At 36.5% G+C, this 14,748-nt stretch carries 13 protein-coding genes; 4 read left to right on the forward strand and 9 right to left on the reverse strand.

The genetic code is table 11. The features are described from left to right. The 3 genes from BLV35_RS02100 to BLV35_RS02110 are packed head-to-tail and all read right to left on the reverse strand — an operon-like array spanning position 1 to position 1,909. Positions 1–588, reverse strand: a complete 588-nt coding sequence (locus tag BLV35_RS02100; RefSeq protein WP_091084057.1) for a LemA family protein — start codon at positions 586–588, stop codon at positions 1–3. An 11-nt stretch (positions 589–599) separates the two neighbouring features. Further along, positions 600–932, reverse strand: a complete 333-nt coding sequence (locus BLV35_RS02105; RefSeq protein ID WP_091084060.1) for a MerR family transcriptional regulator — start codon at positions 930–932, stop codon at positions 600–602. Next, positions 932–1,909 carry a M23 family metallopeptidase gene (locus BLV35_RS02110; RefSeq protein ID WP_091084064.1) on the reverse strand — a complete coding sequence of 326 codons (978 nt, stop codon included), beginning with the start codon at positions 1,907–1,909 and terminating at the stop codon, positions 932–934. The genes BLV35_RS02105 and BLV35_RS02110 overlap by 1 nt, the downstream gene beginning before the upstream one ends. 320 nt (positions 1,910–2,229) lie before the next feature. On the opposite strand from BLV35_RS02110, the gene alaS reads away from it, so the two are divergent. From alaS to BLV35_RS02130, 4 genes are all read left to right on the forward strand, one after another. Then, positions 2,230–4,866, forward strand: coding sequence for an alanine--tRNA ligase (gene alaS, locus BLV35_RS02115; protein WP_091084067.1), 2,637 nt, complete (start codon positions 2,230–2,232; stop codon positions 4,864–4,866). A 335-nt stretch (positions 4,867–5,201) separates the two neighbouring features. Next, positions 5,202–5,969 carry a hypothetical protein gene (locus tag BLV35_RS02120; protein ID WP_091084069.1) on the forward strand — a complete coding sequence of 256 codons (768 nt, stop codon included), beginning with the start codon at positions 5,202–5,204 and terminating at the stop codon, positions 5,967–5,969. A 31-nt stretch (positions 5,970–6,000) separates the two neighbouring features. Further along, positions 6,001–6,951 (forward strand): GSCFA domain-containing protein, encoded by a 951-nt coding sequence (locus BLV35_RS02125; RefSeq protein ID WP_091084072.1) that lies wholly within the window; start codon positions 6,001–6,003, stop codon positions 6,949–6,951. A 2-nt stretch (positions 6,952–6,953) separates the two neighbouring features. Further along, a complete protein-coding gene (locus tag BLV35_RS02130; RefSeq protein WP_091084077.1) occupies positions 6,954–7,574 on the forward strand; it encodes a DUF4230 domain-containing protein in 621 nt (206 codons plus the stop codon). 108 nt (positions 7,575–7,682) lie between these two features. Here the strand turns inward: BLV35_RS02130 and BLV35_RS02135 are convergent, their stop codons facing one another. The 6 genes from BLV35_RS02135 to BLV35_RS19215 form a co-directional block, all read right to left on the reverse strand. Beyond that, positions 7,683–9,440, reverse strand: coding sequence for an aromatic amino acid hydroxylase (locus BLV35_RS02135; RefSeq protein ID WP_091084079.1), 1,758 nt, complete (start codon positions 9,438–9,440; stop codon positions 7,683–7,685). 473 nt (positions 9,441–9,913) lie between these two features. Next, positions 9,914–11,044, reverse strand: a complete 1,131-nt coding sequence (locus BLV35_RS02140) for an esterase-like activity of phytase family protein (RefSeq protein ID WP_091084082.1) — start codon at positions 11,042–11,044, stop codon at positions 9,914–9,916. Positions 11,045–11,050: 6 nt separating this feature from the next. Next, entirely contained in the window at positions 11,051–11,458 is a 408-nt protein-coding gene (locus tag BLV35_RS02145) for a group III truncated hemoglobin (RefSeq protein ID WP_091084085.1), read from the reverse strand. 65 nt (positions 11,459–11,523) lie between these two features. Continuing rightward, the gene (locus BLV35_RS02150) at positions 11,524–12,051 is read right to left on the reverse strand and encodes a DUF4136 domain-containing protein (protein ID WP_091084835.1); all 528 of its coding nucleotides are present in this window, start codon (positions 12,049–12,051) and stop codon (positions 11,524–11,526) included. Between the two features lie 37 nt (positions 12,052–12,088). After that, positions 12,089–14,071: a urocanate hydratase gene (locus BLV35_RS02155; RefSeq protein WP_091084088.1), complete on the reverse strand. Its 1,983-nt coding sequence runs from the start codon at positions 14,069–14,071 to the stop codon at positions 12,089–12,091. A 212-nt stretch (positions 14,072–14,283) separates the two neighbouring features. Next, complete coding sequence (locus BLV35_RS19215) at positions 14,284–14,460, reverse strand: C1orf53 family protein (RefSeq protein ID WP_157824593.1); 177 nt, start codon at positions 14,458–14,460, stop codon at positions 14,284–14,286. Between the last annotated feature and the right edge of the window lie 288 nt (positions 14,461–14,748).

The raw sequence follows: 14,748 nt of genomic DNA on the forward strand, positions 1-14,748 counted from the left end.
TTAGAATTGTACTTCAACCGGTTTTTCAGCACCTACAACTGCTTCGAAATATGGTTTTTCCTTAAATCCAAACATACCTGCAAAGATCGAGTTTGGGAAAATTTTGATATGATTGTTGTATGGTTTCACCGCTTCGTTAAAACGCGTTCTAGCCGTAAGGATTTGATTTTCTGTACTTGCCAATTCATCTTGTAATTTCAAGAAATTTTGGTTTGCTTTTAATTCAGGGTAACGTTCCACGCTAACCAATAATCTTGATAGGGAACTACTCACGCCACTTTGTGCTTGATTGAATTGTGCTAACTGTTCCGGAGTGATATTTGTAGGGTCAACTGTTACCGAAGTCGCTTTGGCACGTGCTTCAATAACTGCAGTCAAAGTGCTTTTTTCGAATTCAGCAGCTCCTTTTACAGTATTCACTAAGTTTCCGATTAAGTCATTTCTTCTTTGGTAAGAAGTTTGAACATTACCCCAAGCTTCATTAATTCCCTGCTCATATACCACAGCAGTATTGTTGATTCCTTTTACATAACTGTATATACCGATGATAACTACGGCTCCGATAATCCAAGGCAAAAATCTTTTCATGTTTGTTTAATTTAAAGTTGATTTTTAATATTTGTTAATTGTGTTCGAATGGTCTCTAATTTTCGGATAATTTCAAATTTATCCAATGTTTTCTTTTGTCCTTCTTTCAAATGGGTTTTTGCCCCTTCTAATGTGAATCCTCTTTCTTTTACCAAATGGTAAATAAGTTGCAAGTTTTTAATGTCTTCCGGAGTAAACATCCTATTCCCCTTCGCGTTTTTCTTTGGCTTGAGAATGTCAAACTCACTATCCCAAAAACGAATCAAGGAAGCATTTACATCAAAAGCTTTGGCAATTTCACCAATGCTGTAATATCTTTTATCTGGTTGTAGCTCTATGTGCATTAGTCTAATGATTGATTTTCTTGGTTAGCTAATTTTGATATGGCAACATATTCCACTGCTGAAATGTTTCCGTAATAAAAATTAAGCGGATTAACTACTTTACCGTCTTTGTGTACCTCATAATGTAAATGTGGAGCTTCAGATCTACCTGTACTTCCCACATATCCTATTATATCTCCACGTTTTACTCTTTGTCCTGCTTTACAATTGTATTTACTCAAATGTCCATACAAGGTTTCGTATCCATAACCATGCCTAAGGACAATATGATTCCCATAACCAGAAGCGTTGCTGTTTGCTTGTGCTACAACTCCGTCGCCAGTTGCAAAAATCGGGGTACCTACTTTGGCTGTAAAGTCCATGCCTTCATGCATTTTACGGGCTTTAGTAAATGGATCTGTTCGGTATCCAAAACCAGAAGCCATGTGTTTTAAATTCTCGTTCCTGACAGGCTGAATGGCAGGAATGGCAGATAATAGTTTGTTTTTCTCTTTTGCCAGTTTTAGAATGTAATCCAGGGACTTCGATTGTATCGCTAATTCTTTTGTAAGCACATCTACTCTTTTGGTGGTATTAAGGACCAATTGTGTGTTGTCATATCCCTTTAAAGCTGCGTATCGATCTTTTCCACTGAATCCTGATTTTCGTTCTTCCTTCGGTATTGGCGATGTATTAAAATACGTTCGGTATAAATTGTTATCCCTGTCTTCAATAGCGCCAATTACATTGTCAAGCTGATCCATTCTTTTGTCTAAAACGGCATAGTTCAATTTTAAATTTTCATTTTCACGAATTAGCAGCCGGTCTTTAGGCGTATCAAAGTAAGGAGTGTTTAATAAAAGCACAAATATAAGCGAGCCAAATAATGCCGAGGCTACTAAAAACAAGACAACAAAACCAAATTTCTTTCTTTTTTTTGTTTTTATTTTTCGATACGCCAGATTTTCCGAATCGTAATAATATTTTACTTTCGCCATATTTTAAAATACCCTATTTTTGCACATTGTAAAATGTAAGATGAACAAATTTAATAAATGTTTCATTTGTTCCCGCGTTTTTTCAATAATAAATAAAATAATGTGCCTATTCCAGCTATTCGTTGCAAGTTCTCGTTTAGTAATCGTTTTTTCTAATGATACAGCAGGAGCTTCCGCTGGTCGCTCTGCCGTTTCAAGAAAAAAATGATTACTCAATCTCGAAGCTTTCCACTACTATCTGGGGCATGAAATGCTTTAGAGCAATACATAAATAAAAAAACTTTGTGCCTTAGCGCCTTAGTGGCAAAAAAAATAAAATAATGAAATCACAAGACGTACGTAAACAATTTTTAGATTTTTTTGAAAGCAAAGGACATTTAATTGTTCCTTCGGCCCCCATAGTTCTTAAAGATGATCCCACGCTGATGTTTAATAACTCAGGAATGGCACAGTTTAAAGAATATTTTTTGGGTAATGCCACGCCAAAAAGCAATAGAATTGCCGATACTCAAAAATGTCTTCGTGTTTCAGGAAAACATAATGACTTAGAAGATGTAGGTTTTGATACCTACCATCATACTATGTTCGAAATGCTAGGGAACTGGTCTTTTGGCGATTATTTCAAAGAAGAAGCCTTGCCTTGGGCTTGGGAATTTTTAACCGAAGTGTTGAAATTAGATAAAGACCGTTTGTATGTTTCTGTTTTTGAAGGAAACGAAGCAGAGAATGTGCCTTTTGATCAGGAAGCTTTTGATATTTGGAAACAGTTCGTTCCTGAAGATCGAATTATCCTTGGAAACAAAAAAGACAATTTCTGGGAGATGGGAGATCAAGGACCATGCGGACCTTGTTCTGAAATTCATATCGATTTACGTACTGATGAAGAAAGAGCTGCAGTTTCAGGTAGAAGCTTAGTCAATGCCGATCATCCGCAGGTAGTTGAAATATGGAACAACGTATTTATGGAATTCAACCGTAAAGCCGATGGTTCTCTTGAAAAGTTACCAGCACAGCACGTAGATACCGGAATGGGATTTGAGCGTTTGTGTATGGCAATGCAAAACACTACTTCAAATTATGATACCGATGTGTTTACACCGCTTATTGAAAAAGTGGAGGAAATTACAGGGTTAAAATACACCTCAAACGAAGTAAAGGACATCAGTGAAGAGCAAAATAAAACCAATATTGCGATTCGTGTAATCGTGGATCACGTGCGTGCGGTAGCTTTCGCTATTGCCGACGGGCAATTGCCTTCTAATACTGGAGCGGGATATGTAATTCGTCGTATTTTGCGTCGTGCAATACGTTACGGATTTACTTTTTTGAATACCAAAGAACCTTTTATATTTAAGTTGGTTGCTGTTTTAGCAGATCAAATGGGTGAATTTTTCCCTGAAATTAAAAAACAACAAGGCTTAGTGACAAATGTGATTAGGGAAGAAGAAACGTCTTTTTTGCGTACACTAGATCAAGGGCTACAGTTGTTAGATAACGTAATTGCTACAAATCAAGGAAAAGAAGTTCCTGGAGCAAAAGCATTTGAATTATACGATACGTTTGGATTTCCAATCGATTTGACGGCATTGATTCTTAGAGAAAGAGGTTTCAGTCTAGATGAAGCTGGTTTTGATAAAGCCATGCAAGAACAAAAATCACGTTCTCGTGCTGCGTCTGAAGTTTCAACAGATGACTGGAAAATCTTAGTAGAGGGAAATACAGAAACTTTCGTAGGATATGACCAAACAGAAAGCGATGCAAAAATAACAAGAATTCGTAAAGTGGACTCTAAAAAAGATGGTGTTATGTACCAAATCGTTTTGGATACCACGCCGTTTTATCCTGAAGGTGGTGGACAAGTGGGAGACAAAGGGGTTTTGGTTTCGGCAAATGAGACCATCCAAATTATAGATACTAAAAAAGAGAATAATTTAATTCTGCATTTTACTAAAAAATTACCAGAGAATGTAAACGGTGGTTTTGTGGCCAAAGTAGATAGTAAATTAAGATCAGATACTACAAAAAATCACTCTGCGACGCACTTGATGCATCAGGCATTGAGAAGCATATTAGGAACACATGTGGAGCAAAAGGGATCATTAGTAAGTCCAAACCATTTGCGTTTTGACTTTTCTCATTTTGCAAAAGTAACTGACGAAGAATTGCAGCAAGTAGAAGACTTTGTTAATGCTAGAATTCAAGAACAATTGCCATTAATAGAGCGCAGAGACATTCCTTTCGCGCAAGCGGTAGAAGAAGGTGCTATGGCTTTGTTTGGTGAGAAATATGGAGATCATGTTCGTGCAATTAAATTTGGCGAAAGCATGGAACTTTGTGGAGGAATTCACGTGAAGAATACGGGAGAAATCTGGTATTTCAAGATTGTTTCAGAAGGAGCTGTTGCCGCAGGAATTCGACGTATTGAAGCAATTACAGGTGATCCTGTTAAGGTTTTCTTTGCTTCGCAGGAAAGTGCATTGAATGAGATTAAGCTTGCTCTGAAAAACCCGCAAGATGTTATTAAAGCGGTAGTTTCAGTCCAAGAGGAGAATGCCAAATTAAAAAAGCAGGTTGAGCAATTAATTAAAGATAAAGCAAAAGGATTAAAAACAGAATTGGCACAACAAATCCAAGAAATAAACGGAATACAGTTTCTGGCTGTGCAAGTGGATCTTAACCCGGAAGGAGCTAAGGATTTAGCGTATGATTTAGGAAGCTTAGGAACTAATATGTTTTTAGTTTTGGCGACAGCCGAAGAAGGAAAACCAATGCTAAGTTGTTATATTTCTAAAGAACTGGTCGCTGATAAAAAATTAAATGCAGGACAAGTAGTTCGTGAATTAGGGAAGTACATACAAGGTGGAGGAGGCGGTCAGCCTTTCTTTGCAACTGCAGGAGGAAAAAACGCAGACGGTATTCAAGAAGCTTTAAATAAGGCAGTTGATTTCGTGAAGTAGTTCACACTTATATTAAAATAACAACCCTTTCCCTTTGTATGACAAATCGAAAGGGTTTTTTGATGATGTGCAAGGAACTTTCAGCGTTTTATTTAAACAATTTTGTATTGGACAAGAGATATAAATCGAGACTTTGGGGGTAAAAAAAATAGCTTAGTTGAACATTACATCGTTCAAGTATTTGGAAAAGATAACAGGAGATTTTTAATTTTCCATTTCAATAAATAATCATTTAAACGAGTTTTTAGGTCGTTGGACTTGTTTAGTTTGCATAATTGGATTTAATTTCTACTTTTATTCGCCCTTAACATATCCAGCCCTTATAACCTACTATCATGAAAGACTTAAATAAAATATTTTTTTTCTTATCTATTGTTGCCATTTTTTTGACTTCTTGTTCGGATGATAAAAGCGGTAAAAGTAAATTCCTTACAAAGCTAGTTGAGGTTTCAGAGGATGGGACGTCAGCCACAACTTTATTCAAGTACAATGGCAATGAAATCGTCAATATAGACGGTGTTGAATTACATACAGACTTTACTTATACAAATGGTATGATTTCAAAAATTAGTACACTAGACAAAGCTACTAAGCTTAGTAGTACGGTTGAATATTCATATGATACTGATAAGTTAATACAAGTGCTCTCTCCAGGGAATTACGTGATAAATTATATTCACAATACAGACGAAACTATTTCCTACGAGAAAAAGAGTTTGAACTCAGGGAATCAAGACTCAAAGCTTTATCACGGAATATTGTATTTTAAAAATGAAAATTTAGTAAAAGACGAAAGGATTTTAGATGATACTGCTGCAGGTGTTGTTTCAAAATACACAGTGAGTTTTCAATATGACTCTAAAAATAATCCTTTTTACTCTATTTTGGGATATAGTAAATTACTGGATCACAATGAGGTAATTTCATTGAATAATATGGTTAGCAATGTTGCTGAAAGTAGTATTGCAAATTCAGCAGATCAAATCATATCTTCAGCTAAATTTTACAAAGGAACGTTTAAATACGACACAGAGGATTACCCCACGGAACAGCTTACTGAAACAGGAAAATCTGGATATTTGAAATCACAATACTTTTACTAATAAATCCTTAAGTTTGCATAAATAAAATACTATGCAATTCAGAACTCAGATACCCATTCCTAAAAGTACCCATCTAATAGATTATCACTCTAAAATTATATCTTTAGGTTCTTGTTTTGCAGTAAATATGTCCGAGAAACTGGATTATTTTAAATTTCAAAATTCCTGCAATCCATTTGGTATTTTGTTCCATCCATTAGCAATTGAAAAATTCATTTCTTTTGCAGTTACACAAAAAGTCTTTACGGAAGTCGATATTTTTTTTTACAATGAACGCTGGCATTGTTATGATGCCCATTCTGATTTAAGTAATCCTGATCCAATTGCACTGATAAATGATTTGAATACTATCATCCAATCAACATGGAAACAACTAAGTGAAGCCACAGATATCATTATAACGTATGGGACGGCCTGGGTTTATCGAAATAATGAAAGTAGCGTAATAGTTGCTAATTGTCATAAAGTGCCTCAAAAACAGTTCGAAAAGCAATTGTTATCGATAGCTGTAATACAAGAAAGCATTCGAAATACAATCCATTTAATTCAATCGATAAATCCGGAAGCAAAAATTATTTTTACGGTTTCGCCAGTGCGACACATCAAAGATGGTTTTGTCGAAAATCAATTAAGCAAGTCTCATTTGATAAGTGCTATTCATGGAGCTTTTGACTTGCAAGTTTCGACTTTTAGCTATTTCCCCAGTTACGAAATCATGATGGATGAACTTAGGGATTATCGTTTTTATGCCGAAGACATGTTGCATCCTAACCAAGTTGCTATCGACTATATTTGGATGCGTTTCAAGGAAACAAACATTTCAGAAACTGCGTTGTCAATAATGGAGGAAGTAGAAACGATTCAAAAAAGTTTGGCACATAAAGCGTTCAATCCTAATTCGGAGAGTCATCAAAAATTTGAAGCTAAACTGAAGGATAAAATCGCTAAATTGGTTTCTCAATATTCATTTATGAAATTTTAATTATGCTTAGAAGATTACTTATTTTTATGGGATTGATAGTCACGGTCGTGCTATTGTTTAAGTATTGTGAATTCAAGAAAGAGGACGACTCTGCAATTGATTACAATACGAACCTGATACAGCAACAAATTGTTAACGTAGGGAAGCTTGTTGTAACAGAAGGGCATTTCTCTGAAGTGGTTACGTATAAGAATAAGGCAGAATACCTGATGGGTATAGTTTCATTCGATAAAAAAGCATTGATTGTTGTTAATGCTGATGTTACTGTCGCTTATGATTTGCATAAAATGAAATATGACATTGATGAAAAAAACAAAACGATTTCAATTTTAAGTATTCCAAAAGAAGAAATTAAAATTAGTACCGACATTCAGTTTTATGATGTAGAACAAAGCAAGTTAAATCCTTTTACTGGGGATGATTACAATAAAATCAATAAATCAGTAAAAGCAAATCTTGCCAAAAAGATAGAAAAGTCAACACTTAAGACCAATGCGCAAAATAGGTTGGTTAGTGAGTTATCCAAGTTTTTAATTCTTACCAATAGTTTAGGCTGGACCTTGAAATACGAAGGAGTCGTAATTGAAAACGAAAAAGATTTTGGACAGAAAATAAAGTTGTAATAGCACTGTTTTTATATTAAAAAACCGCCAATTCGCAAATTAAATAGTTGCGAATTGGCGGTTTAGTTTTTTTATGCGAGGTTAATATTCGAATCCGAGGCTATTAATTTATACGTTTTCTTTATCAAAAATCAAATCCAGACCTCCGCTAATTAAATGTGCTACTTCGGGTCTCTTTAGTTTTAACTCTTCAAGATAATTCAAAATTTCATCCAGTTGCTGAGTTTCGTTTCTGTCTTTTAGAAGTTCTGCAATTTCAACAGCAAGCAGCCAGTCTTTTGGATGGTCCTTTTTTAGCTTATGAAAAATAGGAGCAAAGGAAGCGTGTATGTCTTTGGATTCTCTTATGATTCGGACTGTTTGGTATAAGACTTCTAGGTCGTCACGTTCAGCAGTATGTTTTGCCTTGATGGTAGTGCTTGATGGCATATGTGTGATCAAGTCAAAACTATTTACATCAGCAGGACCAGAAAATGCTGATACTACTTTTTTCCCCACTGCCATATCATAAACACCCCATTCCGGTTGGAAAAGAATCTTTTCGCCATGCGTTACGGTACAGTTTTTAAAACGGATAAGGATAATTTCTCCTTGTAAATTTCTGGAACCAGTAATAATTTCTCCTTCGACAGTAATATTTCCCTCAAATTCTAGTTTTACAGTTTTTGACTCTAAGATATCATAAGCATTCAAATCTTTCGGACTCATATCTTCTATAGCAAGATTGATTCCCTCTAATTTTCCAATCGGGCTACCAAAACCTTCGGCATGAGTTGCCGTTCCATGACCTACTAATTCTTTTTCGCGAGAAGCTAGTGCTGTTTTTCCTGTTGTTTGTATGTATATCGGTTTTCCTTCATGCTCAATTACATTGGTAAAAACTCCCGAAATTTGTAAGCCAGTGCTTAATTCGATTGTTCCTAATGCATTTGAATTAACTAGCTTTGTTATTCCGGATAAACCACCTGTTCTCAATGCCATTTTATTAGCAAACTCCTCCAGAACCAAATTCAGATAAGCAAAAGTTGGAGTTACATAAAGCTGAGGTTGCAACTTTGTAATATCAAAACTTTTGTGGGCAGCGGTAATGTCATAGGGAAACTTCTCTACTTGATTTGTCATGCAATGGGCGCTTTCTCCAATAGAAGATAACAATCCAGCTCCGTAAATTTTAGGATTTTCAATAGTTCCAATTAAGCCGTATTCCACAGTCCACCAGTGTAGGTTTCTTATTTGTGCCATTTCAGATAGTTCGCCCATGTTGTTTTGCAAGTCTTCTACCGCTTTTTCGGCTGTATCAATAGTAGCTTGTGGCGTGTCTTCTGCTTCTTTTACAATCGAAAGCAATCGGATGGCTTCATACATTTGGTAATCCTTATCAGAAGATATGGCTTTGCAGCCTATTTCTCCAAAACGACGCAAATATTCAGCATATTCTGGATTGGCAATAATAGGAGCGTGACCCGCGCCTTCATGAATAATATCTGGCGCTGGCGTGTATTCTATATGTTCGAGTTGACGAATATCTGATGCAATAACCAGCACATTATACGCCTGAAATTCCATAAAAGCATTCGGCGGAATAAATCCGTCTACGGCTACAGCGGCCCAGCCAATTTCGGTCAGGATACGGTTCATACCATACATACTTGGGATATTGTCGATTTCTATTCCCGTTTTTTTCAATCCTATCAGGTACGAGCTATGAGCCACTTTTGACAAGTAATCCACGTTTTTACGCATAACATAGCGCCACACCGCTTGATTGATAGGCGTGTAGTCACTATAATCCTGAGGCTTAATAAATTGCTTCAAGTGCTTTGGCAATCGGTCTAATAAGGGATTACTTTCAATAGTTGTGTTCATGTCGAAAACGTTGTAGTTATAGTACAAAAGTACGAATTCTGGGAGCCATTTCCCGCTTTTCATTACAAGTTTTTATTTAGCCGTTTGTTTTTCTAAAGTTGATGAAAGAGCAAATAAAAGGCCGTATTCTTATTTTCTCCCTTTCTTTTGGAGAGGGCTGGGGAGAGGAGTCGCTTTTTATAAACAAGAAAAACTAAAACGACTTTCATAAAAAGCTTTCCATTGCAATCGGGGCTAGGAGAATTGTGGTATAATGTAAGATTAGATTTTTGTAATAATGTCATTGCGAGGAACGAAGCAATCACGCGAGACGATATCTACAATAAAAATAAATACTCTTGGAGCGGAAATACTGGATGAGATTGCTTCATTCTTCGCAATGACCAAGAGTGCCAATCTCGCCTATAAAAAGAAAAAAAATCCGCAACACAAACGGTTACGGATTACAATACTTATAATAAAAATAATTAGTTTTAATCCACTTCAAAAAGCAGTACTTGTGTTTTCTGCTTATCAGAGAAATTATTATCAGATACAAAAAGTAAAGATTGCTTGCCATTAGCCAATTTTGGGCCAAAAGTCAGCCCTTCGATATTATCGATAAAAACCCCCAAGTCATCCATGTTCAGGATCAATTTTTTGGAAGCCAAGGTAAATTCGTGGTTCTGTAAAGAAGCAATATTTTTTACATCAGTTGCTTTTGAGAAATTACATAAATAGACTTTTATCGTACAGGCTTGTTTTCCTACAGAATAGGAGCGTTCTACTACGAGTAATTGATCTTTGCTATAATATAGAATCGCAGAAACTCCATTGACAGCAAAGCCATCTTTAGGATTGGGTTCGTGCGCAATAGGATCTAACTCATAGACATATTGGGCCATGTTTTTTCTTGATTTAACATCAAATGCATACAGCCGTATCAGGCCTCCTTTTGTTAGAGAAGCTTTACTGTCGTCTTCGTATAAAGGTTCCTCAATGTTGGTGTATAGCGTCGTGTAGTTTTTGTTAAAAGTGAGGCCTTCGAGAACGCCGTTACTGCGTGGGCCTTTTTCTTCTTTTTGCATGTTGAGGTTTGCGGGTAGATCAAACTCATTTACAAAGTTTCCATTAACAGCGGCTGTTTGTATTGCCGGATTCTGCAATACCGAAAAGTCTTTGGCTATAACGCGAGCTCCTTCGCTGCTCCAAACTACTGTATTGGTTTTTGGGTTGTAACGTAGTTCTTCTGGATCAATAGATTTATCAGGTTGTTTTTCCCAATTGCTGAATTTTTCAGCTGCAGCATTTTTTAGGGAAACTACATTTTGAAAAGCAAAGCTATCGATTTTATTGGCGGCCAAATGTATTTTAGCAGTATAAAAACGAGCGTCGTTATAAACAGCTCTATCGTCACAAATAAAATAGTAAAGATCGTTTTTTGCATCATAATCGATACTAGATAATCCGCCTACAACTGTGTTTTTAAATTCTTGATTAAACGGAATTTCAATGCTGTTTAACAGCGTAAAGCTAGGATTGCTGTTTGCGGTTTCATTCGTTTTTACAGTAGAGCAAGAAAGGAAACTAAAGGGTAAAAAAGCAAGTAGTAATAATTTGCGCATCGAGTTTTATTTCAAATTTAAAAGATCTCCGTTTTGAGCGGCGTTTCTAAAGTAGTCAATTTTATAATTGAACATTTCGGCCATATTTTTGGCACGTAGTTTTGCTTCTTCGGCAATAGCGCCAACAAATAACTCGTCTGTTGTGGTGGTAAAAATTTCCATCCAACGGTCAAAATGTTCTTTGGCAACTGGTAATTGTTTGTGCGGGGGAAAAGGACTACCTGAATAACTATGAACTTCAAGTAATATTGTTTGCCAAAAGCGGTACATTTTTTCTAGATGTTCCGGCCAGCGATCGCCTATCTTTTCATTAAATATAGGGCCTATAAATTCATCTTTTTGAACTTTCGAATAAAAAGTGTTAACTAATAATTTAATGTCTTCGAGGGTTGTAATGTCCGTAAGTATTGTCATAATGAGGTATAAAAAAAGCCTACGCAAAGGTAGGCCATTTCTAGTATATACGGTTTAAGAATTTGTTATTTTGGAGGAAACTGTGCTAAAATTTTAGCAACAAACTCATTAATTTGTTTTTCTTTTTGATCACGATTTTCGGTTAAATAGCCAACTCCTTCGCCTTCCCACACCAATTCTTTTTTCTTTGCATCGATCAGGTCAATGTATAAAGTTCCCTCTGTAGAAGAGCTTACGTAATTGCGTCCTCCCCACATGTAAGGATTCCAGCCATATCCCCATCCGTAACCCCATCCGGCATTAAATTGGTTTACTTCCAGTTTTTCTCTTTCTTTAGTAAAAATATTAACTAATAGATCGGGAGTGTTGCTTTTGGTCATTCCCATTTTGCCTAGTTCGTTATCGATGGCGTGAAGGATTCGTTTTTTGTCAAATTCAGATATTTGCACTTTGTCAATGCCGCTTTTATGAAAGGCATAGGTTTTATATTGAGTAAAATCTACATTTTTGTCATAATCTGCGTTTACTCTAATAGAGCTACAAGCACCTAATATGAAAAGGAAAAGTACAGGAAGGAGTTTAATTGCTTTCATGGCTAATTGTTTGATTACTAAAGATACATTCAAATTTTTAAAAATCCAATAAATTATCCGCAACAATATTAGGGATGGTGACCTTTAGTAAAGGTTCTGCTTCCATTGCTCTTTTTATTGCGAATAAAGCTCCTTCGTTACGAGCCCAGCTCCTTCTTGAAATACCGTTATTGACATCCCAGAAAAGCATTGATTGTAAGCGTCTTGAAGCTTCTTTAGAACCATCAAGAACCATGCCGAATCCGCCGTTTATGACCTCGCCCCAGCCAACTCCTCCGCCATTATGGATAGATACCCAAGTAGCCCCACGAAAACTGTCTCCTATCACGTTTTGGATAGCCATATCAGCCGTAAAACGGGATCCATCGTAGATATTAGAAGTTTCTCTGTAAGGGGAGTCTGTTCCAGAAACATCATGATGATCTCTCCCAAGAACTACTGTTGCAATTTCGCCTTTGGCAATAGCCTGATTAAATGCTTCGGCAATTTTCACACGACCTTCAGCATCTGCATATAAAATACGAGCTTGTGATCCCACGACTAATTTATTTTCTTGAGCGCCTTTTATCCACTGAATATTATCCTGCATTTGCTGCTGAATTTCAAGCGGTGCTGTTTTTGCCATTTCTTCCAGTACTTCGCAGGCAATAGTATCTGTTTTTTGTAAATCTTCTGGTTTCCCTGAAGCACAAACCCAACGGAAAGGTCCAAATCCGTAGTCAAAACACATGGGGCCCATAATGTCTTGTACGTAACTTGGATACCTGAAATCTATATTATTCTCTGCCATTACATTTGCACCTGCACGAGAAGCTTCTAGTAAGAAAGCATTTCCATAATCAAAGAAATAGGTTCCTTTGGCAGTGTGTTTATTGATTGCAGCGGTATGACGGCGTAATGTTTCCTGTACTTTCTCCTTGAATAAATCAGGATTATTGGCCATCATTTCGTTGGCATCTTCAAACGAAATTTCAACAGGATAATAACCACCAGCCCACGGATTATGTAAAGAGGTTTGGTCGCTTCCTAAATCGATATGAATGTTTTGTTCGTCAAATTTTTCCCAAACGTCCACTACATTTCCGAGATAGGCGATGGATACAGTTTCTTTGTTGGCTTTCGCCAAAGCAACTCTTTTTACCAATTCATCAATGTCTTCGACTACTTCGTTGATCCAACCTTGGCTGTGACGAATGTGGGTGATTTTTGCATTGACCTCGGCGCAAACGGTAATACAACCCGCAATATTTCCTGCTTTGGGTTGGGCACCACTCATACCTCCTAATCCAGAAGTAACAAATAAACCTCCTGTAGGGCTTTTTTTTATTTTTCGAAAAGCATTTAAAACTGTAATCGTCGTACCGTGCACAATTCCTTGTGGCCCGATGTACATATAACTACCAGCGGTCATTTGTCCGTATTGTGATACACCTAAGGCATTCATTTTTTCCCAATCATCCGGTTGAGAATAATTAGGAATCACCATTCCGTTAGTTACGACCACTCTTGGTGCTTCTTTATGAGAAGGGAATAATCCCATCGGGTGTCCGGAATACATAGTTAAGGTTTGGTCTTCGGTCATTTCTGACAGGTATTTCATGGTCAACAGGTACTGTGCCCAGTTTTGAAAAACTGCGCCGTTTCCGCCATAAGTGATTAATTCATGAGGATGTTGTGCCACTGCATAATCTAGATTATTTTGGATCATCAACATAATGGCTTTTGCCTGTTCGCATTTCCCTGGGTATTCTTCAATCGGACGTGCTCGCATTTCATAATCTGGACGAAAGCGGTACATGTAAATGCGACCGTAGGTTTCTAGCTCTTGGCGAAATTCTTGAATTAATTCGGCATGATGTTGCGGTTCAAAATAGCGCAAAGCATTTTTTAAGGCCAGTTTTTTTTCGTCAGCCGAAAGGATTTCTTTTCGTTTTGGTGCGTGATTGATTGCAACCTCATACGGTTTTGGCTGTGGCAATAAAGTAGGAATTCCTTCTTGGATTTGTTCTTGAAAAGTCATTTTGATTGTAGTTCGTTAGTATGTAAAAGTGGTATTTCGCTAAAATAGATTCCGTGGAATCTATTTCCTTTCTCAGAATACTGAGCGTCACGAGACCACTAGGGATAACGAATATCCGACCGATGGTAGGATTTGTGAATTTTGATTCTGTATTTCTGTGAACAAATATCCATTTTGTTATTTTGTTTTATGGCAACTGTAGTTAAAGATAACTACTTTTTGTTTGTACCTGTTTTTTTGTCATAGCCATAAGGGCAATGACGGCATCCACTTTTACAACAATACCCTCTTTTTAAGTGGTGTTTTTCAGTAAAGCATTTATAACCTTCTGGCGTATAATAGAAATCTTCGCCTTCGATTAATTTATTTGGGTCATTCTCGTCAATCATATATGAAAGTATTCTATTGTAAAGATATTTCTAATAGTTCAATTTAGTAGAGTACGCAAGCTATTGAGTATTTCATTAAAAAGAACTATTTTAGCATTACAAATTTATAATTTTTATAGCGAATGTTTCTTATTGTTGCTAAATATTTAATTTTAGGTGCTGTATCCCTAGGTTTAGAGGAATGAGTTTTGTTACTAATTTAATTTAAGATGACAGTGTCTTTAGAAAGGGCTTCACTTTTTTAGACATAAAAAAACCACTCGGCTAGAAGTGGTTTTATGAATTAAT

It is taken from the genome of Flavobacterium gillisiae (genome assembly GCF_900107635.1).
GTDB classification, from domain to species: domain Bacteria; phylum Bacteroidota; class Bacteroidia; order Flavobacteriales; family Flavobacteriaceae; genus Flavobacterium; species Flavobacterium gillisiae.

Coding starts and splice junctions, on each gene's coding strand:
- BLV35_RS02100 (WP_091084057.1), bottom strand. CDS start 588: ATGAAAAGATTTTTGCCTTGGATTATCGGAGCCGTAGTTATCATCGGT.
- BLV35_RS02105 (WP_091084060.1), bottom strand. CDS start 932: ATGCACATAGAGCTACAACCAGATAAAAGATATTACAGCATTGGTGAA.
- BLV35_RS02110 (WP_091084064.1), bottom strand. CDS start 1,909: ATGGCGAAAGTAAAATATTATTACGATTCGGAAAATCTGGCGTATCGA.
- alaS (WP_091084067.1), top strand. CDS start 2,230: ATGAAATCACAAGACGTACGTAAACAATTTTTAGATTTTTTTGAAAGC.
- BLV35_RS02120 (WP_091084069.1), top strand. CDS start 5,202: ATGAAAGACTTAAATAAAATATTTTTTTTCTTATCTATTGTTGCCATT.
- BLV35_RS02125 (WP_091084072.1), top strand. CDS start 6,001: ATGCAATTCAGAACTCAGATACCCATTCCTAAAAGTACCCATCTAATA.
- BLV35_RS02130 (WP_091084077.1), top strand. CDS start 6,954: ATGCTTAGAAGATTACTTATTTTTATGGGATTGATAGTCACGGTCGTG.
- BLV35_RS02135 (WP_091084079.1), bottom strand. CDS start 9,440: ATGAACACAACTATTGAAAGTAATCCCTTATTAGACCGATTGCCAAAG.
- BLV35_RS02140 (WP_091084082.1), bottom strand. CDS start 11,044: ATGCGCAAATTATTACTACTTGCTTTTTTACCCTTTAGTTTCCTTTCT.
- BLV35_RS02145 (WP_091084085.1), bottom strand. CDS start 11,458: ATGACAATACTTACGGACATTACAACCCTCGAAGACATTAAATTATTA.
- BLV35_RS02150 (WP_091084835.1), bottom strand. CDS start 12,051: ATGAAAGCAATTAAACTCCTTCCTGTACTTTTCCTTTTCATATTAGGT.
- BLV35_RS02155 (WP_091084088.1), bottom strand. CDS start 14,071: ATGACTTTTCAAGAACAAATCCAAGAAGGAATTCCTACTTTATTGCCA.
- BLV35_RS19215 (WP_157824593.1), bottom strand. CDS start 14,460: ATGATTGACGAGAATGACCCAAATAAATTAATCGAAGGCGAAGATTTC.